At 71.4% G+C, this 22313-nt stretch carries 16 protein-coding genes; 12 read left to right on the top strand and 4 right to left on the bottom strand.

Annotated elements, in window-relative coordinates:
• Positions 1-4: 4 nt before the first annotated feature.
• The 4 genes from rfbB to AB0J10_RS22030 all read right to left on the bottom strand — a co-directional run bounded on the left by rfbB (position 5) and on the right by AB0J10_RS22030 (position 4696).
• Positions 5-958, bottom strand: coding sequence for a dTDP-glucose 4,6-dehydratase (gene rfbB / locus AB0J10_RS22015; RefSeq protein ID WP_363064060.1), 954 nt, complete (start codon positions 956-958; stop codon positions 5-7).
• Positions 955-2019, bottom strand: coding sequence for a glucose-1-phosphate thymidylyltransferase (locus tag AB0J10_RS22020; RefSeq protein ID WP_363064062.1), 1065 nt, complete (start codon positions 2017-2019; stop codon positions 955-957). Before AB0J10_RS22020 ends, rfbB begins: the two co-directional genes overlap by 4 nt.
• Before the next feature lie 200 nt (positions 2020-2219).
• Complete coding sequence (locus AB0J10_RS22025; protein ID WP_363064064.1) at positions 2220-3440, bottom strand: cytochrome P450; 1221 nt, start codon at positions 3438-3440, stop codon at positions 2220-2222.
• Positions 3437-4696, bottom strand: a complete 1260-nt coding sequence (locus AB0J10_RS22030; RefSeq protein WP_363064166.1) for a glycosyltransferase — start codon at positions 4694-4696, stop codon at positions 3437-3439. Before AB0J10_RS22030 ends, AB0J10_RS22025 begins: the two co-directional genes overlap by 4 nt.
• Positions 4697-5102: 406 nt before the next feature.
• On the opposite strand from AB0J10_RS22030, the gene AB0J10_RS22035 reads away from it, so the two are divergent.
• The 12 genes from AB0J10_RS22035 to AB0J10_RS22090 all read left to right on the top strand — a co-directional run bounded on the left by AB0J10_RS22035 (position 5103) and on the right by AB0J10_RS22090 (position 21960).
• Entirely contained in the window at positions 5103-6617 is a 1515-nt protein-coding gene (locus AB0J10_RS22035; RefSeq protein WP_363064066.1) for an NAD(P)/FAD-dependent oxidoreductase, read from the top strand.
• A complete protein-coding gene (locus AB0J10_RS22040; protein ID WP_363064068.1) occupies positions 6614-9880 on the top strand; it encodes a ferritin-like domain-containing protein in 3267 nt (1088 codons plus the stop codon). Before AB0J10_RS22035 ends, AB0J10_RS22040 begins: the two co-directional genes overlap by 4 nt.
• A gap of 78 nt (positions 9881-9958) precedes the next feature.
• Entirely contained in the window at positions 9959-11218 is a 1260-nt protein-coding gene (locus AB0J10_RS22045) for a cytochrome P450 (RefSeq protein WP_363064070.1), read from the top strand.
• A 43-nt stretch (positions 11219-11261) separates the two neighbouring features.
• A complete protein-coding gene (locus tag AB0J10_RS22050) occupies positions 11262-12089 on the top strand; it encodes a methyltransferase domain-containing protein (protein ID WP_363064072.1) in 828 nt (275 codons plus the stop codon).
• 17 nt (positions 12090-12106) lie between these two features.
• Positions 12107-13558, top strand: coding sequence for an NDP-hexose 2,3-dehydratase family protein (locus tag AB0J10_RS22055; RefSeq protein ID WP_363064074.1), 1452 nt, complete (start codon positions 12107-12109; stop codon positions 13556-13558).
• Positions 13555-14559 carry an NAD-dependent epimerase/dehydratase gene (locus tag AB0J10_RS22060; protein ID WP_363064076.1) on the top strand — a complete coding sequence of 335 codons (1005 nt, stop codon included), beginning with the start codon at positions 13555-13557 and terminating at the stop codon, positions 14557-14559. The genes AB0J10_RS22055 and AB0J10_RS22060 overlap by 4 nt, the downstream gene beginning before the upstream one ends.
• A gap of 66 nt (positions 14560-14625) precedes the next feature.
• Positions 14626-15735, top strand: a complete 1110-nt coding sequence (locus AB0J10_RS22065) for a DegT/DnrJ/EryC1/StrS family aminotransferase (protein ID WP_363064078.1) — start codon at positions 14626-14628, stop codon at positions 15733-15735.
• Between the two features lie 55 nt (positions 15736-15790).
• The gene (rfbC, locus tag AB0J10_RS22070; protein ID WP_363064080.1) at positions 15791-16408 is read left to right on the top strand and encodes a dTDP-4-dehydrorhamnose 3,5-epimerase; all 618 of its coding nucleotides are present in this window, start codon (positions 15791-15793) and stop codon (positions 16406-16408) included.
• A 145-nt stretch (positions 16409-16553) separates the two neighbouring features.
• Positions 16554-17396 (top strand): methyltransferase domain-containing protein, encoded by an 843-nt coding sequence (locus AB0J10_RS22075; protein WP_363064082.1) that lies wholly within the window; start codon positions 16554-16556, stop codon positions 17394-17396.
• A 106-nt stretch (positions 17397-17502) separates the two neighbouring features.
• On the top strand, positions 17503-19143 hold the full coding sequence (locus tag AB0J10_RS22080) for an FAD-dependent monooxygenase (protein ID WP_363064084.1): 1641 nt from the start codon (positions 17503-17505) through the stop codon (positions 19141-19143).
• 327 nt (positions 19144-19470) lie between these two features.
• Positions 19471-20385 (top strand): DUF4396 domain-containing protein, encoded by a 915-nt coding sequence (locus AB0J10_RS22085; RefSeq protein WP_363064086.1) that lies wholly within the window; start codon positions 19471-19473, stop codon positions 20383-20385.
• A gap of 222 nt (positions 20386-20607) precedes the next feature.
• Entirely contained in the window at positions 20608-21960 is a 1353-nt protein-coding gene (locus AB0J10_RS22090) for a DUF2254 domain-containing protein (protein WP_363064088.1), read from the top strand.
• Positions 21961-22313: the final 353 nt, after the last annotated feature.

The following is a 22313-nucleotide window of genomic DNA, read 5'->3' on the forward strand; positions in this document are numbered from 1 at the left end:
CCCCTCAGGGCGCTCCGCGCTTCTTCAGTGGCTCCCACCACTCGCGGTTGGCCGTGTACCACTGGACGGTCTCGGCCAGGCCCTGGTCGAAGGGGACCCACGGGGCGTACCCGAGGGCCCGCAACTTGGCGTCGGTCAAGGAGTAGCGGCGGTCGTGGGCCTTGCGGTCCGGGACCCGCTCCACGCGGCTCCGGTCGGCGCCCAGTGCGTCGAGCAGCCGGTCCGTGAGCTCCAGATTGGTCAACTCGGCGGTTCCGGCGACGTGGTAGACCTCACCTGGTTCCCCGCGGTCGGCCACCAGCCGAACGGCTCGGCAGTGGTCGGCGACGTGGATCCAGTCGCGTACGTTTGCGCCGTCGCCGTAGAGCGGGACGGTCAGGCCGTCGAGGAGGTTGGTGACGAAGAGCGGGACGACCTTCTCCGGGTACTGGTACGGCCCGTAGTTGTTGCCGCAGCGGGTGATACTGACCGGCAGCCCGTGGGTGCGGGCGTAGGCCAGCGCGATCAGATCACCGCCGGCCTTGGAGGCGGCGTAGGGGGAGTTGGGGTCGAGCGGGGCGGTCTCGTCCCAGGAGCCGCTGTCGATGCTGCCGTACACCTCGTCGGTGGAGACGTGGACGATCCTCGGGGTGCCCGCGTCGAGGCAGGCCTGCATGAGGGTCTGCACGCCGAGGACGTTGCTGCGGACGAACTCCTCGGCGCCGGCAATCGACCGGTCCACGTGCGACTCGGCGGCGAAGTTGACAACGGCGTCGTGGCCGGGCACCACCTCGGCCATGAGTGCCGCGTCGCAGATGTCGCCGTGCACGAAGGCGAAACGGTCCTCGACGGGCGCCAGGCCGGCCAGGTTCCCGGCGTAGGTCAGTTTGTCGAGGACGGTCAGCTCGTCCTCGTCGGCGAAGGACCGTACGAAGTGGGAGCCGATGAAGCCGGCCCCGCCGGTCACGAGGATCCTCATGACGCCACCTGCACCTTGCTGTGGTCGCCGAGGACGAGGCGGTGGGCCCGCAGGACACGGGGCGTCGACGTCACCTCGACCTCGCGTCCGATCAGCGAGCGCTCCACACGCCGCACCCCGTCGATGGACGCACCGCGCAGCACGATGGAGTACTCGACCTCGCTGTCGACGACCGAGCAGCCGCTGTCGATGGAGGTGAACGGACCGATGTAGGAGTTGTGGATGCGTGAGCCCGCCGCGACGACCGCGGGACCCACGATCCGCGATCCCGTGACGGTCGCGCCCTCCTCGATCACCACCCGGCCGATCAGCTCGCTGGACTCGACCTCGCCGGAGCAGTCGGTCTCGAGGCCGTCCAGGACCAGACGGTTGACCTCCAGCATGTCGGCGACGTTGCCGGTGTCCTTCCAGTAGCCGGAGACCGGCGTCGACTCCACCCGGCAGCCCGAGTCGATCAGCTCCTGGATCGCGTCCGTGATCTCCAACTCCCCCCGCCACGACGGCTTGAGCCTGCGCACGGCGTCGTGCACGCGGGCGGTGAACATGTAGACGCCGACCAGCGCGAGGTCGCTCTTCGGGTGCTCCGGCTTCTCCTCCAGGCCGATCACCCGGCCGCTGTCGTCGAGCTCCACCACGCCGAACTCGCGCGGGTCCGACACCCGGGTCAGCAGGATCTGCGCGTCCGGACGGTTCACCCGGAAGCGGTCCACGAGCGTGCCGATGCCGCCGACGATGAAGTTGTCGCCCAGGTACATCACGAAGTCGTCGTCGCCGAGGTAGTCCCGGGCGATCCCCACGGCATGGGCGAGCCCCAGCGGAGCCTCCTGCGGGAGGTAGGTGACGTCGAGACCGAACCGTGAGCCGTCGCCGACCGCTGACTCGATCTCGGCGGCCGTGTCGCCGACGACGATGCCGACCTCGCGGACGCCCGCCAGGGCGATGGATTCCAGGCCGTAGAAGAGGACCGGCTTGTTGGCGACGGGCACGAGCTGTTTCGCCGACGTGTGGGTGATCGGCCGCAGCCGGGAACCGGAGCCGCCGGCGAGCACGAGCGCCTTCATCGGCGCCCCAACGGTAGGTCGGCCGCATGGGTAGGAGCCATCATCTCCCCAACTGTCCATGGAAGGGCTGGATGTCCGAGCCGTCCTGGCGAGCGCCCGACGGCCGGATCCCCGGGGCGGTCGGCACGGGACCGGGCGTCCCGCACGGCCGCCCTCCGCCTCCCGGCGCCGAGAGGCGGGAAACGCCGGTGGGCATGTCGTCAGTCCAGTACCGCGGGCAGGGCGCTCAGCCGGCGGATCATCCACTCCGACTCCCACACGACGGCGGTTTCGCTGGTCAGCCGCGCCTTCGGGAAGCGCCGCAGGAACTCCCGCACGGCGATCTGTGCCTCCAGGCGGACCAGCGAGGCGCCGATGCAGTAGTGCATGCCGAGGCCGAAGCTGACGTGGCCGTGCCCGGCGCGTGCCGCCTCGAAGCTGTCGGCTCCCTCGCCCGGCTTCCGGTTCGCCGCCGCGATACTGACCTGCACCGGGGCGCCCTTCGGGATGAGATAGCCGCCGAGTTCGATGTCCTCGGTGGGGAAACGCCAGGTCGGGTGCGGGAACGGCGGGTGGACCCGGAGGGCCTCCTCGATCCAGCCCTTGATGTCCTCCTCGGACCGCGGCCGCTCCTGCGGAGGCCGGCGCAGCGCCTCGTACAGCGATGCGGAGATCAGGCTCCCCGTCGTCTCGTAGCCAGTGATGATCATGCCCACGGTCCAGACGACGACCTCGCCCTCGGTGACCGCGTCCGGCCCGTCAGCGGCGGCCAGGAATCCCGTGATCACACCCTCCCGCAGTGGGGCCGGGTCCTTCACCCAGCCCTCGACCGCCCCGAACAGCGCGCCGACCGCCTCTCGGCGGGCGGGGTAGTCGGAGGAGTAGAGCATGACGTCGGTGATGCTGCGCAGCCGTCGCTCGGCCTCCAGGGGGAGGCCGAGCATCTCGGAGATGAAGGCCAGCGGTACCCGGTGGGTGTAGTCGGTGACCACATCGACCTCGGCGGACGCCGCGGCCCGCGACTGCTCCAACTCGGTCAGGAAGCCGCCGACCTTGACGCCGACCCGTTCGCCCCACTTCTCGGTGTTGCGAGGGCTCAGCACCGGCTGGTGCACCCGCCGGATCCGGGCATGGTCCGCACCGTCGCTCATGATCATGGCGCGGGCGTACTCCGGGGGCGGCTGCGATCCCACCATCAGACCGGGTCGGCGCATGAAGTCGGGGACGAGGGTGATGTCCTTGGCCATCCTGGGGTGGGCGAGCGCGGTCCGCACCAGCTCGGGATCGCAGACGACCCAGGCGTGCTCGCCGAGGTAGGGGATGCGGACGACCGGCGCCACGCGTGCTGCGGCCAGCAGCTCCGGCATGCAGTCGAAGGGGCCCGGGTCCACGGGCATGCTGGTCTCGGGGGCTTCCTTCAGGTCGGTCTTCGTGGTGTTCAACGTGTGATACCTCCTCCGGTGGGGATCTGGCCCTGGGAATCGGCCATGGACTCGATGAGATCGGCGGCCCGTCGCGGAGCGTCGCAGCTCCGGTGCTCCTGGGCCAGGGCGCGTGCCCTCCCTCGGTGCCGACCGTCGTTCAGCACGGTGGCCACCGCGTCCCGCAGGCCGGCCCTCGACACGGGCCGCTCGAGGACGACACCGGCGCCTGCCCACTTGACCCGCGCGGCCACGTCGGGCTTCTCCTCCGAGCCCGGTACGACGACCAGTGGCACACCCTGGGCGAGGGCCGCGTTGACACCGTTGTAACCACCGTTGGTCACCATCACGTCCACGTGCGGCAGCAGATGGTGGTAGGGGATGAAGCGCTCCAGCCGTACGTTGTCCGGAAGCGGCCGGAGCCGGTCGACGTCCAGGTCGGTCCCGGTGGTGACCACGAAGAGGACGTCCTGGTCGGCCAGGGCCCGTACGGCCGGGACGAGCATCCCCTCGACGTCGTTGGCGGTGGTGCCCTGGGTGATCAGCACCACCGGCCGGCCGCCGTGGAGGTCCTCCCACCAGGCGGGTGGGTCGAAGTCCTCCGGGGGCAGCCCGAGGAGGGGGCCCACGAAGTGGGTGCCGGGCAGCAGATCGCTGCGGGGGAACTCGAAGGACGGCACGGTGCCCAGCAGGTAGAGGGTGGGGGGCCGGGCGATGTTCTCCATGGCGGGGGTGTTCAGCCTCGGCAGGTCCACGGAGGCCCGGACCCGGTCGGCCTCCCGGCGCAGGTCCCGCATCACCACCCGGTCCGAGACGAAGCGGAGCAGCGCGTTGCGTGCCCGGCCTAGCGGCGACGCGCTCGGCCCCAACCCCCGGCCGAGCGGGGCGGTGTCCCTGCTGCCGAGGATGTAGACCGAATTGGCCAGCCACGCCAGCGGGATGCCGGTGCGTTCGCTCGCGAAGCAGGCGCCGTAGCACATGTCGTCGGCGAGGACGCAGTCGGCCGGGAACCGTTCGAGGACCTCCAGGAGGTCGTTCATCTGGCGGGGTGCGGTCCGGTAGAAGATGTCACGGACACCGGTCTTGAAGTTCGCCAGTCCGGTCAGCCCGGCGTGGTCGGGATAGGCCTCCTCGCGGCTTCTGCCGCCGAAGTCCACTTCGGGGTGCATGGGTTCGAACTGCGCGCCGGCCTGTTCCACCTGCCGCTGGAAGGCCCGGCCGGTGTACCACCGCACCTCGTGGCCACGCCGGGCCAGTTCGCATGCGACCTCGAGCATGCTCACGACGTGTCCCTGCGCCGGTGTGGTAGCGATCAACACGCGCGCCAACGTCGCCTCCTCGGGGGTCTCGTGTCACGGATTGCGTCGGGTGCCGCAGGCGCCCGCGGGGGCCCGGGCCGAACGTCCACGCACGCCAGCATCACCCCGTCGGGGGGCGGGACGGCGGCGGTGGGAAAACCCCGCGCACTCGCGCAGGGTGGCGCAGCCGTGCCCACCCGACCACGCCGACGGACGGCTCGTCGAACCACTCGTGCGCAGGTCCGCCGGGGGATACGGGCGCACTGCCGCCCCCCGAAGAATTGCCGATGCGCAATCCCCGGCATCGCCCCTTCCGAAACACGGAAAGGCGCCGCGTTCATCCCGCACCGCCCCGGCCTTGGACTTCGCGTACTGGAGGAAACCTGTGACGGCACCCTTGCAGGACAGTGACGGGCCGGACGGCGCCATCGGTGGACCGAAGAAGGTGACCGTCATCGGCGCCGGCATCGCCGGTCTGGTGACCGCCTATGAGCTGGAACGCCTCGGACACGACGTCCAGATCATCGAGGGAAGCCGCGAGGTGGGCGGCCGGATTCACACCCACCGCTTCGCCGGTGCCGGCGAGGCCGGTCCGTTCGCCGAGCTCGGCGCGATGCGCATCCCCGCCGGGCACCGGCTGACCATGCACTACATCGCCGAACTCGGCCTGCAGAACCAGGTGCGCGAGTTCCGGACGCTGTTCTCCGACGACGCCGCCTACCTGCCGAGTTCCGCCGGATACCTTCGTGTGCGCGAGGCGCACGACACCCTCGTCGACAACTTCGCCGCCAAACTGCCGAGCGCGCACTACCGCTCCGACACCCTGCTGTTCGGGGCCTGGCTGGACGCCAGCATCAGGGCCATCGCGCCGCGCCAGTTCTACGACGGGCTGCACGACGACATCGGCGTGGAACTGCTCGACCTCGTCGACCACATCGACTTGACACCGTACCGGTGCGGTACCGCGCACAACAGGATCGACCTGCACGCCTTCTTCGCCGACCACCCCCGAATACGGTCGTCCTGCCCGCTGCGGCTGGAGCGCTTCCTCGACGACGTGCTGGACGAGACCAGCTCCAGCATCGTGCGGCTGCGGGACGGCATGGACGCGCTGCCCCGGCGGCTCGCCGCGCGGATCCGCGGCAGGATCTCGCTGGGCCAGGAGGTCGTGGGCATCGACGTGCGCGACGACACGGTCGTCCTGCGGATCCGGCAGGGCGTCACCACGGTCACCAGGACCTGTGACTACGTGGTGTGCACCATCCCGTTCACCGTACTCCGGAGGATGCGATTGACCGGCTTCGACCAGGAGAAACTGGATATCGTCCACCAGACGAAGTACTGGCCGGCGACGAAGATAGCCTTCCACTGCCGCGAGGCGTTCTGGGAGAAGGACGGCATCAGCGGGGGTGCCTCCTTCACCGGCGGCCACGTCCGGCAGACGTACTACCCACCCGCCGACGGCGACCCCGCCCTCGGCGCGGTGCTGCTCGCCAGTTACACCATCGGACCGGACGCCGACGCCCTCGCCCGGCTCAGCGAGCCCGAGCGGAACGCCCTTGTCACCCGGGAACTCAGCGTGATGCACCCGGAGTTGCGCGAGCCGGGCATGGTCCTGGGGGTGGCGGGCCGGGCCTGGGGCGCTCGCCGATGGTCCTGGGGAGCGGCCACGGTCCGATGGGGTCAGGAGGCCGCCCTACGCGAGGCCGAACGTCGCGAGGCCGCCCGGCCGCAGCGGGGCCTCTTCTTCGCCGGCGAGCACTGCTCTTCGAAGCCCGCGTGGATCGAGGGCGCCATCGAGTCGGCGATCGACGCCGCGCACGAGATCGAGTGGTGCGAGCCGCGCGCCCGGGGCGTGTTCGCCGCCTCCCGACCGAGCCGCTCGGACCGGTCGGCGTGAGCGTCTTCGACCTGCCCCGGCTGCACTTCTCCGGAACCGCCACGACCCATGCGCCCACCGGCGCCCGCAGCGGCCTCGTCGACCTGGCCACGAACACGGCACTCACCGCCGACGGGCAGCCCTTCCCGTCCCACCGTCCGCCGGGCGAGTACCACGACCACCTCGACCTGATCGGGCCGCGGTACGACAGCACCGGCCGCCCGGCGACCGACGGCCCCTTCAGTGCGGCCAAGGGCGAGGACTTCGCGGGCAACGGACACTTCGCCGTCGACGCGCGGATCGTCGGAGTCGAGTGCCGCGCGGGCGATCTGGACACCGAGGATCCGGTGATCGGGCGCGCCGTCGACATGTGGGGGCACTACAACGAGTATCTCGGCACCACGGTCAACCGGGCCCGCGTCTTCGACGTCGACCCGGCCTCCGACTGGACGACGACCCTCATGGTCGGACAGTTCTGCTTCGGGCGTGACGGCCGCTCCCACGACGTCGGCTACATGGCCAGCGGCGCCGTCCACGGCTTCCACCCCCCGAGGTGGCACAACACCCACCACGTGAGGGACGTCGGGGAGCACTGGCTGGCCGAACGGCTGCGCCGGTCCGTGGTCCACCAGTTCGTCGTGGCCGGGGAGGGGGAACCGACCTGGCTCGACGAGGCGGCCGTCTCACCGGCCGTACGGCTCCTGCGGGAGACCGCGGCCCGCGAGGAGGCCGGCGGGCTGGTCGTGCAGTTCTCGCTGAGCCATCTGTCCGCACCGGAGGCCCCCGACCGGCCGAGCCGCTGGCGACTGCGCGGCACCATCGCACCCTGGCGGCCGTGCGAGCCGCGCACCTACCCGGCGGGCCGCCTGCTGGTCCCGAGCCGCCCCGGGCCCGGCGGGCCGCACAACCTCACCGTCGAACTGACGGACGACCACGCCATGCTCAACATGATCACCGCGATGCCCGCCTCCGGTCCGGTGCGAGACGGCCGGTCCGAGCCCGTGCCGCTCGACCTCGGCGATCTCGAACTACGGACGGCGGACAGCGACCGGCTGGTCGCCCGGGTGCCCCGGCAGAGCTACCTCGGGGAGGCGTACGCCCTCGCCGGCGGCCTGGTGACGGTCCCCGTCGAGTTGCCGGCGAGGGAGGCCGCCGAGGAGGCGCTGCACCTGGTCGGGACCGGCCCCGACGGTCCGGTGGTGCACCTGCGCGAGAAGGAGGTCAACGTCCAGGCCGACGATGCGGCCCTCATGCTGGAGCACCCCCGGGACGCGGCCGACGCGGACCACGACGTCGAGGTGCTCGTGCGGTCCTTCGTACGGGGACGTCCGGCCGCCGTCGGCGGGATCGGCGTGCGGCAGTTCTTCAACCCCCGGGCCCTGCCGCGTGACCCGGCCGCGACCTCCCCCGACGCGCGGTGCTCGGACGTCGATGTCGTCCGGCTGCGTACGGGACGGCGGGGCGGTGACGGTGCATGGTCGGGCACATGTGTTCTGGGCACGGACGACGCGGGCCGGGGCTGGTTCACCCTGCGGGGCGCGGCGTCCGGGACCGCCCGAATCCTGCTGTCCACCGGCCCCGACGACCTGCCGTGCGACCCGGACCGGTCCGGCTCCGCCACGCGCGGCTACGACCACGACGACGCGCTCGGCTACTGGCCCGGCGCAGGGTATCTGACGGTGCGGGTGCTGCCCGACGACTGGCGGCTGGCCGGGACGGGCCAGGACGAGGCGAGCTTCGACCTGGTGTACGAAGAGGTCTTCGCGTTCTACGAGCACACGTACTCGTTCATGAAGGCGGAGGTCTTCAGCCTCGCGGACCGCTGCAAGGTCGAGACGTACGCCAAACTGATCTGGCAGATGTGCGATCCGCGCAACAAGGCGAAGACCTACTACATGCCGCCCACCCGGGAGTTGTCCGAACCGAAGGCCCAGCTCCTGCTGACGTTTCTGCGGGCCCAGCAGAAGCCCGACGAAGTCCTCTCGCCGGTGCGGGCCACGGGCCGCAGAAGCCGGAGGATCACCACCCGGGACCAACTCGTCAAGGTGCTGCGCGACGCCGCCGCGATCGAACTGGCCGTCATGCTCCAGTACCTCTACGCCGCCTACTCGGTGCCCACCCACGGTGCCGGCGTGGAGTACGTGCGGCGGGGGCGGTGGACGCCCGAGCAGCTTCGGCTCGCCTGCGGGGACGGCGGGGAGACCCTTGACGAGGGCATCCGCAGCATGCTTCTGGACATCGCCCGCGAGGAGATGATCCACTTCCTGCTCGTCAACAACATCCTCATCGCGGTGGGCGAGCCGTTCCACGTGCCCCGTATCGACTTCGGCACCGTCAACCACGAGCTCGCGGTCCCGCTGGACTTCTCCCTCGAGCGGCTGGGACCCGGCAGCGTGGAGCGGTTCGTGCAGATCGAGCGTCCGGAGGGCCTTGTCGAGGAGGTACGGCGCGGTGACGGACCGGCAGTCCTCGCCGCGTACGACGAACGGCACCCCTACGGCTCGCTGAGCGAGCTCTACGCGGACCTCCGGGAGGGGCTGCAGAGCGTCCCGGACCTCTTCATGGTGGACAAGGGCAGGGGAGGCGGGGAGCACCACCTCTTCCTCCGGAAGTCCCTCAACCGGACCCATCCCGACTACCAGCTCGAAGTCGACGACCTCGCCAGTGCGTTGTTCGCCGTCGACGTCATCACCGAGCAGGGGGAGGGAGGAGCACTCGGCCCGCGAGGCGACGAGACGTCCCACTACCACGCGTTCCTGCGCATCTCCGAGCTGCTCCGCAGCGGGCCGACCGACGGGCCGCACGCGGGGGCCGAACGGTGGAACCCGGCCTACCCCGTCGTACGGAACCCCACCCTCGGTCCGGGGAACCCGGCGATGGAGACGGTCACCGATGCCGGCGCCCGGGCGGTGATGGAGCTGTTCAACCGCGCCTACTTCATGGCGCTTCAGCTCATGGTCCAGCACTTCGGTGAGTGTCCCGACGCCGCCCTGCGGCGGTCCGACCTGATGAACGCCGCGATCGACATGATGACGGGCCTGATGCGCCCGCTGGCGGAACTGCTCGTGACCATGCCGTCGGGTCGCCGGGGCATGACCGCCGGACCGTCGTTCGAACTGCTCGAGCAGCCGATGGCCGTCTCCCGTCCGGACGTGGCCCGGCGCGGTATCGCCCGGCGCCTCGACGACCTCGCGGCGGAATGCGGCAAACATCCCGTCGTCCCCGCGCGGGTCGGCGAGATGAGCGCGTTCTGGGCCGATCACTTCCGGCCGCCGGGCCGCTAGCGGGGCGGCCCCTTCCGGCCGCCCCGCGGCCGGGGCGCCCCGAACCACACCGCCGCACTGCCGACCGAAGGAGATGGCATGCCCCGCGCGACGCTGCCGCGGTTCGACCTCATGGGCTGGGACAGCGAGGACATCAGGCACCCCTACCCCGTCTACCGGCGCTACCGGGAGGTCGCGCCGGTCCATCGCACCCCTCGGGGCCCGGGTGGGCCGGACACCTTCTACGTCTTCACGTACGACGACGTCGTCCGCGTACTGTCCGACCGGCGGTTCGGACGGAACGCGCGCGTGGCGTCCGGCGACACCGGCACCCCCACGGCACCCGTCCCGATCCCCGCCGAGCACCGGGCCCTGCGGAACATCGTCGAGAACTGGCTGGTCTTCCTGGACCCGCCGCGCCACACCGAACTGCGCTCCCTGCTCAACACCCGGTTCTCGCCCTCGATCGTCACCGATCTCCGTCCACGCATCACCCGGCTCGCGCGGGAACTCGTGGAACGGCTGCGAGGGCACCGCGAGGCAGACCTCGTCGAGGGCTTCGCCGCACCCTTCCCCGTCCTCGTCATCTCCGAACTGCTCGGCCTCCCCGAAGAGGACCGCGCATGGCTGCGGGCCGGCGCGGTCGCCCTCCAGGAGGCCAGCACCACCCGATCACGCGGCGCCGGCGGATACGCCCGGGCCGAGGCGGCCTCCCGGGAGTTCGCGCGCTACTTCCGGCAGGAGGTGGACCGGCGGAGCGGCGGCGACGGTGCCGACCTGCTCACCCTCCTCGTCCGGGCCCGGGACACCGGAGCACGGCTGAGCGTGGACGGGATCGTCGGGACGTGCGTCCATCTGCTCACCGCCGGACACGAGACCACCACCAACTTCCTGGCCAAGGCCGTGCTGGCCCTGCGGGCGCACCCCGAGGTCCTGGCGGAGCTGCGCGGCGCGCCCGAGGTGACACCGCCCGCGGTCGAGGAACTCATGCGCTACGACCCGCCGGTGCAGGCGGTGACGCGCTGGGCGTACGAGGACGCGCGCCTCGGCGGGTACGACGTGCCGCGCGGCAGCCGCGTGGTGGCCCTGCTGGGCTCGGCGAACCGGGACCCAGCACGCTTCCCGGACCCCGACGTCCTGGACGTCCACCGCGCCGCCGACCGGCACCTGGGCTTCGGCCTCGGCATCCACTACTGCCTCGGCGCCACGCTCGCCCGCGCCGAGGCCGAGATCGGCCTCAGCACCCTGCTGGACGGAATCCCCGGGCTCGGCCGCGGCCGTCACCGGGTCGAGTACGCCGACGACTTGGTCTTCCACGGCCCGACACGGCTGGTCCTCGACCCGTCCGACCTTCCGTGACCCGCGGCGAGGCATCGACAACGCACAACAGGAAGGCACAGCAATGACGCAGAAGTCCGACACCACCGCCGACTCGGTGGGCGAGGTGTACGACCAGTTCGCCGACGCCGGAGCCACCACCGCCATGGGCGGCAACATCCACGTGGGCTACTGGGACGACGACCCCGGCGTCCCGCTCGCCGAAGCCACCGACCGCCTCACCGACCTGGTCGCCGACCGCCTCGACCTCCGGCCGGGCCGGCACCTGCTGGACGTGGGCTGCGGCATCGGGGTACCGGCCCTGCGCATCGCGGTGGCCCACGACGTGCACGTCACCGGCATCACCGTCAGCCAGCAGCAGGTCGCCGAGGCGGCGGAGCGGGCGGTGGGGGCCGGCCTCGGCGGCCGGGTCTCCTTCCGGCTGGCGGACGCCACGGATCTCCCCTTCCAGGACGGCTCCTTCGACGGTGCCTTCGCGATCGAGTCGCTGCTGCACATGACCGACCAGACCCGCGCGCTGACGGAACTCCACCGAGTCGTCCAGCCCGGCGGCCGGCTCGTCGTCGCCGACCTGTGCCTGCGGCGGCCGTTCAGCGGCGACGACAAGGCCGTACTGGACGGGATGCTGCGCATGTACGAGATCGCCGGGATCAACACGCCCGACGAGCACCGCGCCCATCTGGCGGCAGCGGGCTGGGAACTCCTGGAGCTGACGGACATCGGTGAGCAGGTCCGCTCCAGTTACGGGCACGCCGCCGCAGCGTTCCGGGGGCTCGCCGACTCCCTCGACTCCGGCGCGGCGGAGCAGATGGCCGCGGCGGCCGACCTGATGGAGGGCGTCGGGAGGCACCCGCACACCGGCTACGTCCTGATCACCGCGCAGCGGTCCTGACCGGCGAGGAGCCCGCGATGTCGTCCCGGATCGTTCCACCGCCCGCCGCCCCGGCCGTACGTCCGCGCGAGGACGGCCGGCTGGCCGACCGCATCGCCCTCTCGGCCGCGACCGGGCGAGGGGCGCGGGTGCGGACCGAGGACGTGCGCGCCTGGCTGGCCGAGCGCCGCCGGGCCCACGCCTTCCACGTGGAGCGGATACCGTTCGCGGAGCTGGGCCAGTGGCGGTTCGAGCAGGGCACGGGCAATCTCGTGCACCGCAGCGGCCGGTTCTTCACCGTCGAGGGCATGCACGTGGTGGAGCGGGACGGGCCCTCCGGTGACGGCCCGTACCGGGAGTGGCAGCAGCCGGTCGTCAGACAGCCCGAGGTGGGCATCCTCGGGATCCTGGCCAAGGAGTTCGACGGGGTGCTGCACTTCCTGATGCAGGCCAAGATGGAGCCGGGCAACGCCAATCTGCTCCAGCTCTCCCCGACCGTGCAGGCCACCCGCAGCAACTACACCGGGGCCCACCGGGGTACGGACGTCAAGCTCATCGACCACTTCTTCCGGCCCGATCCCGATCGCGTCGTCGTCGACGTCCTCCAGTCCGAACAAGGCTCGTGGTTCTACCGCAAGACCAACCGCAACATGATCGTGGAGACCGTCGGCGACGTCCCCGAGCTGGACGACTTCCGCTGGCTCACCCTCGGCCAGATCGCCGAGCTGCTGCACGAGGACGACATGGTCAACATGAACGCCAGGACCGTGCTGTCGTGCGTGCCGTACCCGGACACGTCCACCGGCGCGCTGCTGCCGGACGCGCAACTCCTGTCCTGGTTCACGGGCGAGCGCTCCCGCCACGACGTGTGCGCCGAACGCATACCGCTCGCCGATGTGCGCGGCTGGAAGCGCGGCGCCGAGTCGATCGAGCACGAGGACGGCCGCTACTTCAAGGTCGTCGCCGTCTCCGTACGGGCCGGCAACCGCGAAGTGGTCAGCTGGGACCAGCCGTTGGTCGAACCCGTGGGGCTGGGGGTCACCGCGTTCCTCGTACGCGAGATCGACGGAGTCCCCCATGTGCTGGTGCACGCCCGGGCCGAGGGTGGCTTCCTGGACACCGTCGAGCTGGCCCCGACCGTCCAGTGCACACCCGGCAACTACACCCATCTGCCCCCGGCGGACCGCCCGCCGTTCCTCGACGCCGTGCTCGACGCCCCGCCGTCGCACATCCACTACCAGGCCGTCCTCTCCGAGGAGGGCGGGCGCTTCCTCAACGCGAGGAGCCGGTACCTCGTCGTCGAAGCCGACGACGCCTCGCTCGACCCGCCCCCCGCCTACACCTGGGCCACCCCGGCCCAGCTCAGGGCCCTCACCCGCCACGGCCACTACCTGAACGTGGAGGCCCGCACGCTTCTGGCCTGCCTCAACGCCACAGGGGCGCGGTCCCGGGGGAGGGGAGCGCCATGGAGGAAGGCACCGCTGACATGAAGAAGAGGAGCGCCATGGAGCGCACACCGTTGGTCACCGTACTCGGTGCCTCCGGCTTCGTCGGATCGTCCGTCACCCACGCACTGGCGGGCCGTCGGATCAGGCTGCGGGCCGTTGCGCGCAGGCCGAGCGCACCCGCTCCCGGCCCGGCCGAAACCACCGTCGTCACCGCCGACCTCACCGACCGGAGGGCTCTCGCCGAGGCGGTCGCCGGCTCGGACGCGGTGATCCATCTGCTGCTGGGGGAGGGAGGCTGGCGGGCCGCCGAGAGCGACCCCGGCGCCGAGCGCGTCAACGTCGGTGTCATGCGGGACCTCGTCGACGTACTGCGGCCGGCCCCCGGCGAGGTGGCGCCCCCGCTGGTCGTGTACGGCGGTGCCGCCTCGCAGGTCGGTGTACCGCAGCGGGAGCCGCTCGACGGCACCGAACCCGACCGCCCCGAAACCGCCTACGACCGGCAGAAGCTGGCCGCCGAACAACTCCTGCTCAAGGCCACGGCCGAGGGCCGGGTACGTGGCATCAGCCTGCGTCTGCCCACGGTGTTCGGCGAGAGCGCGGCGCCCGGTGCAGGCGACCGGGGTGTCGTGTCCGCCATGGCGCGGCGGGCGCTCGACGGTCAGACGCTCACCATGTGGCACGACGGCACGGTGCGCCGCGACCTGGTCCACGTCGACGACGTCGCGGCGGCGTTCACGGCCGCCCTGAGCCACCCGGACTCCCTGGTGGGCGGCCACTGGCTGATCGGTGCGGGCCGCGGGGACGCACTCGGTGACGTCTTTCGGCTCGTCGCCCGCACCGTGGCCGAGGCGTTGGGGCGGCCCCCGGTCGACGTGGTGTCCGTCGAGCCACCGGCGCACGCCCCCCCGACGGACTTCCGCAGCGTGACCCTCGACTCCTCGCCGTTCCGTGCGGCCACCGGCTGGCACCCCAGGATCCCGCTGCCCGAAGGAGTGCGCCGCGCCGTGACCGCCCTGGTCCGCGAGCGGGAGGAGCCCCGGTGACGGCCACCCCGCCACCACCCACCGCAGACGCACCGCCGTGCGTCGACGTTCTGGAAAGGCTGGAAGATGACGACGCGTGTATGGGACTACCTGGCGGAGTACGAGGCCGAGCGCCCGGACATCCTCGACGCCGTTGAGACGGTCTTCTCCTCGGGGCGGCTGGTGCTCGGCGCGAGCGTGCGCGGCTTCGAGGAGGAGTTCGCCGCCTACCACTCGGTGGGCCACTGCGTGGGTGTCGACAACGGGACGAACGCGATCAAGCTGGGACTGCAGGCCCTCGGCATCGGCCCCGGCGACGAGGTGATCACGGTGTCGAACACCGCGGCACCCACCGTCGTCGCCATCGACTCCACCGGCGCCACTCCCGTCTTCGTCGACGTCCGTGAGGACGACCACCTCATGGACACCGGCCAGGTCGGTGCGGCCATCACCGAGCGCACCCGATGCCTCCTCCCCGTCCACCTGTACGGCCAGTGCGTGGACATGGGCCCGTTGAAGGAACTCGCCGCCCGGCACGGACTGGCCGTCCTGGAGGACTGCGCCCAAGCCCACGGCGCCCGGCAGGGCGGGACCATGGCCGGGACCACCGGAGACGCCGCCGCCTTCTCCTTCTACCCGACCAAGGTCCTCGGCGCGTACGGCGACGGCGGCGCCACGATCACCTCGGACCCCTCCGTGGCGAAACGACTGCGCCGACTGCGCTACTACGGCATGGACGAGCGCTACTACACCCTGGAGACCCCGGCCCACAACAGCCGCCTCGACGAGCTCCACGCCGAGATCCTCCGCCGAAAGCTGGGGCGGCTCGACACCTACATCGCCGGCCGCCGCGCGGTCGCCCGGCGCTACGCCGACGGTCTCGCCGACACCGACCTCGTCCTGCCGCGCACCGTGCCCGGCAACGAGCACGTGTACTACGTGTACGTGGTCCGCCACCCCCGGCGCGACGACATCATCGAGCGCCTCAAGGCGTACGACATCCACCTCAACATCAGCTATCCGTGGCCTGTGCACACCATGACCGGATTCGCCCACCTCGGGTACGCCAAGGGGTCGCTCCCGGTCACCGAAGCGCTGGCCGGCGAGATCTTCTCGCTGCCGATGTACCCCTCACTCGCCCCCGACCTCCAGGACAAGGTCATCCATGCCGTGCGCGAGGTACTGGGGACGCTGTGACGCCCAGTCGCCCGCCCCGATCCACCGAGCAGACCACCGAGCCACGGGAGAAGATGTGAAAGCACGCGCACTCACCGTCGAGGGAGCCATCGAGTTCACCCCCCGCGTCTTCCCCGACGACCGGGGAAAGTTCGTCTCGCCGTACCAGGAGCGGGCGTTCGTCGAGGCCCATGGCGCCCCGCTCTTCCCCGTCGCGCAGACCAACCACAGCGTGTCCCGGCGCGGCGTCGTACGCGGCATCCACTACACGGTGACGCCACCGGGCACGGCGAAGTACGTCCACTGCTCCCGCGGCAGCGCGCTGGACATCGTCGTCGACATCAGGGTCGGCTCACCCACCTTCGGCCGCTGGGACGCGGTGCTGATGGACCAGAGCGACCACCGGGCCAGCTTCATTCCCGTGGGAGTGGGCCACGCGTTCCTGGCGCTGGAGGACGACACCGTCATGTCGTACATGCTCTCCGAGTGCTACGTCGCCGAGAACGAACTCTCGCTCTCCGTCCTCGACCCGGTCCTCGCACTGCCTGTCACCACGGACACCGAACCGATCCTCTCCGAGCGGGACCGAGCGGCGATCACCCTCGACGAGGCGCGGCGGAAGGGCCTGCTGCCGGACTACGCCCACTGCCGGCAGCTCGAGAGGGGGCTCGCGCCGGTGAAACCCGTGCCGTAACGCCCGGCCGGCCGTGGCGGACGCACGTCCCCACGCGAACGACTGGGTCCCGACCGGCGCCCGCCCACCGGGATGCCGTGGCCGGCCGGGGCCGCGCCCCGCCCGAAACCGCTGTCTGCACCTGCCAACCAGAGAGGCCGTTCCCATGACCGACCCCGTCCAGACCCTGCCCGAGCCGGAAGCCGTCGGCAGGCTGTACGACCGGCTGACGCTGAGCGCGATGAACGACGGAACCTTCAACCCCAACGTGCACATCGGCTACTGGGACACACCGGACTCCGATGCCACGATCGAGGAGGCGATGGACCGGCTCACCGACGTCTTCATCGAGCGGCTGAGGGTGGACGACTCCTCGCACGTCCTCGACCTGGGCTGCGGGGTGGGCGGCCCCGGTCTGCGGGTCGTGACGCGCACGGGCGCGCGGGTCACCGGCATCAGCATCAGCGAGGAGCAGATCAAGACCGCGGGACGGCTGGCGGCCGAGGCCGGGCTCGCCGACCGCGCGGTCTTCCAGCACGGCGACGCGATGGAACTCCCCTTCGGTGACGGGTCGTTCGACGCCGTGATGGCGCTGGAGTCCGTCTGCCACATGCCGGACCGGCAGCAGGTGTTCACCGAGGTGCGCCGGGTGCTCCGGCCCGGCGGCCGGATCGTCCTGACCGATGTGTTCGAACGTCACCCGCGCAAGGCGGTTCGGCACCCGGGTATCGACAAGTTCTGCCACGACCTGATGTCGACCACGGCGGACATCGACGACTACGTCGCCCTGCTGCACCGCTCCGGCCTGCGGCTGCGCGAGATCCTCGACGTCACCGAGCAGACCACGCTGCGCCTCGCCGACGAGTTGGGGAAGCTGGCGGCGGTCGAGGACCGCCCCGTGGCCATGGACGAGGGCAACTTCGACTTCGGAGACGGTGCCTTCAAGCCGTCCGACCTGGCGGGGGCCGACGACTTCGGCTGCCTCCTGGTCACCGCCGAACGCCCCTGACCGGAGGGCACGCGGGGAGGGCGCACCCGCGCACCCTCCCCGCGCGGTGCGGGCGGACCGTGAGCCGAACGTGCAGGACGGATCCACGAGGAGAGGCAGGAACGAGATGACGCATTCCGGCGAGCGGACCGATGTGCTGATCGTGGGCGGCGGCCCGGTCGGGATGGCGCTGGCGCTGGACCTGAGGTACCGCGGGATCGACTGCGTGGTCGTCGACGCCGGTGACGGACAGGTCCGGCATCCCAAGGTCAGCACGATCGGTCCGCGCTCGATGGAACTGTTCCGCCGCTGGGGCGTCGCGGACGCCGTCCGGGGGGCGGGCTGGCCCGCCGACCACCCTCTGGACATCGCCTGGGTCACCAGGGTCGGCGGTCACGAGGTGTACCGGTACCGCCGTGGCACCGCCGCGAGCCGACCGGCCTTCCTGCACACTCCCGAGCCCGACCAGATCTGTCCCGCACACTGGCTGAGCCCGGTGCTGGTGCAGGCCGTGGGCGTCCACCCGGACGGCCCGCTGCGGCTCCGCACCACCGTCGACCAGGTGCTGCCGGCCGACGACCACGTCGACGCCGTCCTCACCGACCGGGCCACGGGTGCGACCGGCACCGTCCGGGCACGCTTCCTGGTCGCCTGCGACGGTGCCGCTTCCCCCATCCGCCGGGCCTGCGGCATCGAGGCACCGGGCCGTCACCGTACGCAGATCTTCCGGAACGTCCTCTTCCGGGCCCCCGAACTGAAGGAGCGGCTGGGCGACCGCGCCGCCCTCGTGTACTTCCTCATGCTGTCGTCCACGCTGCGCTTCCCCATGCGCTCGCTGAACGGCAGCGACCTGTACAACCTGGTCGTGGGCGCGGACGGCGACGGTGGGACCCGTGTCGACGCGCTGTCCCTGATCCACGAGGCCCTCGCCTTCGACACGCCGGTGGAGCTGCTCGGCGACAGCCAGTGGCACCTCACCCACCGGGTCGCCGACCGGTACCGGGCCGGGCGTGTCCTCCTCGCCGGCGACGCGGCGCACACCCTGTCGCCCTCGGGCGGCTTCGGGCTCAACACCGGTATCGCGGACGCCGCCGACCTGGGCTGGAAACTCGCCGCCACGCTGAACGGCTGGGCGGGACGGCATCTGCTCGACACATACGACACCGAGCGCAGGCCGATCGCGCTGGAGAGCCTCGATGAGGCCAACACCAACCTGCAGCGCACCATGAGCAGGGAGGTACCGCCCGAGATCCACCTGGACGGGCCCGAGGGCGAGCGGGCCCGCACCGAGATGGCCGGGCGGCTGGCGAGCAGCGGCGCGCGGCGGGAGTTCGACGCCCCGCAGATCCACTTCGGACTGCGCTACCGTTCGCCGGCGATCGTCGACGACCCCGGCGTACCGATCCTCCACGGCCGGCCGGACGCGGACTGGCGGCCCGGCAGCGAGCCCGGCCACCGCGCCGCGCACGCGTGGTGGGACGCCTCCACCTCCACGCTCGACCTGTTCGGGCAGGGCTTCGTGCTGCTTCGCTTCGCGGACCACGACCGCCTTCCGGCATTCGAGCGCGCGTTCGCCGAACGGGGCGTACCGCTGACAGTGCACCGGGGCGGCGACCCGCAGATCGCCAAACTGTACGAACGCTCCTTCGTGCTGGTACGCCCCGACGGCCACGTGGCATGGCGCGGCGACGATCTCCCGGGGGATCCGGCGCCCCTCGTCGACACGGTCCGGGGCGACAGGGGCGAGTCCGCATCCGACGGGCGATGACCGTACGGGGCACATGACGGGCCGAAGGCCACCGCCCGTGCGGCAGTTGCCGAAATGTGCCCCGGGCCGCGCGGCGAGGGTCCCGGGGACGGGCCGCGTCGGGCGTGCCGGGTGGTGCTCCCTGGCGGCGTCGAGGAGGCTCCTCCTGGTCCCGCCGCCGATCCCTGCCCGCAGCGGGCGAGGGACCGCTGCTCCGCCGACTCCGCGGTGGGTCGGTCGGCCGCTGCCGCCGGCCGACGCCTCCACCGGGGTGAGAGCGAACGCCGAGACGGCGCGGCGGGTGCGTCGGCCCACCCCGGGACATGCCTCCACGGCCCATGATTGACGGTGAGACCCGGTACAGCGGCCATCGGCCGGATGATGGGGGGCACGGCGTACATGTATGCGGCCGGCAGCGGCATCAGCGGGAGCACGGCTGACGCACTGATGTATTTCTGGTTCCTCCTGGTCGTGCTGTCCACGGTCTACGTTGCCCACGACGCGTTCACCAGGAACCCCGAACTGACCGTCATGAAGTGGGGCTGGGTCCTGGTGACGCTCTACATCGGCCCGGTCGGCGCGGCGCTCTATGTGCTCTCCTGCAAGGAACCCAGGCCCGGAACCCACGAGCGGTTCGTGGCGCCCCTGTGGAAACAGGCCTTCGGATCGACCATCCACTGTGTGGCCGGAGATGCCACCGGCATCATGATGGCAGCGGTGGTCGCGTCGGTGCTGGGCCTTCCTCCCTGGGGCGACAGCCTGCTCGAGTACGTCGTGGGATTCGGGTTCGGGCTGCTGATCTTCCAGGCCCTCTTCATGCGGGACATGCTCGGCGGAAGCTACCTCCGGGCCGTGCGTTCCACCGTGTTCGCGGAGTGGCTGTCGATGAACTGCGTGATGGGTGCCATGGTGGCCGTGCTCGTGATCATCCGTAGTCATGTGCCGGGCACCGACGACGCGGGCAGCGTCCGCTTCTGGGCCACCTTCTCCGTCGCGGTCCTGGCCGGACTCGCCTTCGCCTACCCGGTGAACGTCTGGCTGGTCGCCAATCACCTGAAGCACGGCATGGGGACCGTGAGGGCACTCGGCGAGGGCGGCGAGGCGGTCCGCGCCGCCGCCCCGGAACCGGCCTCGGCCGGCGCCGGAATGGAGATGCCGCAGAGCGAGGTGACCGCGGCACAGAAGGCCGCGATGGCGACACTGACCGTCGTCTTCCTCGCCTCCGGTGTCCTGCTGGCGGGCATCTTCGGAGATCTCGGCTGACCCGGTGTCGGTGTCCCGCCCCCGGGCCCGGCACGGGTGCGCAACCGGACGCCGGTGCCACGGCACCCACGAGCCTGCGCCCGCACGAGCACCGCACGAGTTGTGGCACGTGTCGTGGTCGGTAACCTGATCTTGTGCTGATGCCGAAGCGCTCCTTCCGGCTTCCCGCACCGGGAGGCTCCGTGGCCGCGGCCGGCGTGCCGGTCCGTACTCCTCGTGCCCATGAGTGAGAGACTCCGGGCCCAGCTGTGGCCCCTGCCGACGCTGGGTGTCGCTCTCGCCATCGTCGCCGGTGTGGGACTGCCCCTGCTGGACGGGCTGACGCAGCGCGACATGCCGTCCTGGCTGCGGGCCTACCTCTTCGGCGGCAGCCCCGATGCCGCTCGCTCCGTACTGGCGGCGATCGCCGGCTCGATGATCACGGTCACGGCGCTGACCTTCTCGCTCACCGTGGTGACACTGCAACTGGCCAGCAGCCAGTTCTCCCCGCGTCTGCTGCGCACCTTCACCGCCGACCGGTACGTCCAGGCGACGCTGGCACTCTTCCTCGCGACCTTCACCTTCGCCCTGACCGTGCTGCTCACCGTCCGCACCGGAGACGACGGGCAGAACGGCTTCGTCCCGCAGACGTCGGTCACCGTGGCCTTCGTTCTCACCCTGGCGAGCGTGCTCGCTCTGGTGCTGTTCCTGTCGCACCTGGCGCGCGAGATCCGGATCGAGTCCATGATGAGCAGCGTCCTCTCCGCCGCCGACCGCACCATCCACCGGCTCCTCCCGGAGGAACCGGACCTCAGCGGTGAGCCCTCCGCGAGGGGTGACTCCGCCGCCGCTCCACCGGAACCGCCCGCGAACGCGCTCACCCTGGCCGCCGGAGCCTCCGGCTTCCTCACTTCCGTGGACGAGGCGGCTCTGCTGAAGGCAGCCGTCGAAGCCGACGCCCTGGTGCGCATCGACCGCCCACCCGGAAGCTCCCTGATCGCCGGCACGCCCGTCGGTGCCGCCTGGCCGCGCACCGGGGAACCGTTCACCCCCGACACCCGGGCGCGTCTGGCCGAAGAAGTCCCGCACGCGGTGCGGACCGGTGCCGAACGCACCGACCTCCAGGACGTCGCCTTCGGACTCCGCCAGCTCACCGACATCGCCGCAAAAGCACTCTCCCCGGGGATCAACGATCCGACCACCGCCGTGCACGCCCTGTCCCATTCCTCCGCACTGCTGTGCGAGCTGGCGCGCCGTGACCTCGGGCCTCGGCTGCTGCGCGACGAGCACCGGCAGATCAGGGTCGTGCTGTGCCGTCCGGACCTGCAGGACCTGCTGGACCTGGCCGTGGACCAGCCCCTGCGCTACGGCGCCGCGGAGCCCGCCGTACTGGCGCGCATCGCGATGCTCCTGCGCGAACTCGCCTGGTGCACCGTCCCCGCCCGCCACTCGCCCGTCGTGGCCGCACTCGCCCGGTTGCGTTCCACCGTCGACGCCCAGGACCTCCACGCCGCCGAGCGACTCCGGCTCACCGAGCTGGCCCAACACGTCGACGAGGCACTGGCCGGGCGATGGGGACAGGCCCGCAGGCACTGATCGCACGCCCGTACGGAAACGGTGGGGAGCCGGTCCGCTTCCGCCACCCCGGGTAACGGCCGACCGCTCGCCAACCCGCAAAGGCCGTCCGACCGACACGTCCTCCGGTCGCCGGGCGCAGCCCCCCTCCCGGAACGGCTGCCTCCCCGATGGCGTTTCGGACATACGAGCGACGGCGCCGGTCGTGGGCTCGTCACGGGGCTCTGGACAAACTCCAGGTCACAGTCGTCCACGGTACGTCCGATCTTCGACGCAGTGAGAGGTGACCCACTTGCCGCCCGGCCGACCCGGCTGCGAGCATCCCAGCGCGCGCTGCGGCGACCGGAGCACGGGACAGACGCCGGTCGACCCCC

It is taken from the genome of Streptomyces sp. NPDC049887 (assembly GCF_040656535.1).
Lineage (GTDB): Bacteria > Actinomycetota > Actinomycetes > Streptomycetales > Streptomycetaceae > Streptomyces.

Excerpts from the sequence above, each read along its gene's own strand:
- AB0J10_RS22065 (WP_363064078.1), top strand. The coding sequence starts at position 14,626 with ATGACGACGCGTGTATGGGACTACCTGGCGGAGTACGAGGCCGAGCGC.
- AB0J10_RS22050 (WP_363064072.1), top strand. The coding sequence starts at position 11,262 with ATGACGCAGAAGTCCGACACCACCGCCGACTCGGTGGGCGAGGTGTAC.
- AB0J10_RS22080 (WP_363064084.1), top strand. The coding sequence starts at position 17,503 with ATGACGCATTCCGGCGAGCGGACCGATGTGCTGATCGTGGGCGGCGGC.
- AB0J10_RS22060 (WP_363064076.1), top strand. The coding sequence starts at position 13,555 with ATGAAGAAGAGGAGCGCCATGGAGCGCACACCGTTGGTCACCGTACTC.
- AB0J10_RS22055 (WP_363064074.1), top strand. The coding sequence starts at position 12,107 with ATGTCGTCCCGGATCGTTCCACCGCCCGCCGCCCCGGCCGTACGTCCG.
- AB0J10_RS22090 (WP_363064088.1), top strand. The coding sequence starts at position 20,608 with ATGAGTGAGAGACTCCGGGCCCAGCTGTGGCCCCTGCCGACGCTGGGT.
- AB0J10_RS22030 (WP_363064166.1), bottom strand. The coding sequence starts at position 4,696 with ATGCTCGAGGTCGCATGCGAACTGGCCCGGCGTGGCCACGAGGTGCGG.
- AB0J10_RS22020 (WP_363064062.1), bottom strand. The coding sequence starts at position 2,019 with ATGAAGGCGCTCGTGCTCGCCGGCGGCTCCGGTTCCCGGCTGCGGCCG.
- AB0J10_RS22045 (WP_363064070.1), top strand. The coding sequence starts at position 9,959 with ATGCCCCGCGCGACGCTGCCGCGGTTCGACCTCATGGGCTGGGACAGC.
- AB0J10_RS22075 (WP_363064082.1), top strand. The coding sequence starts at position 16,554 with ATGACCGACCCCGTCCAGACCCTGCCCGAGCCGGAAGCCGTCGGCAGG.
- rfbB (WP_363064060.1), bottom strand. The coding sequence starts at position 958 with ATGAGGATCCTCGTGACCGGCGGGGCCGGCTTCATCGGCTCCCACTTC.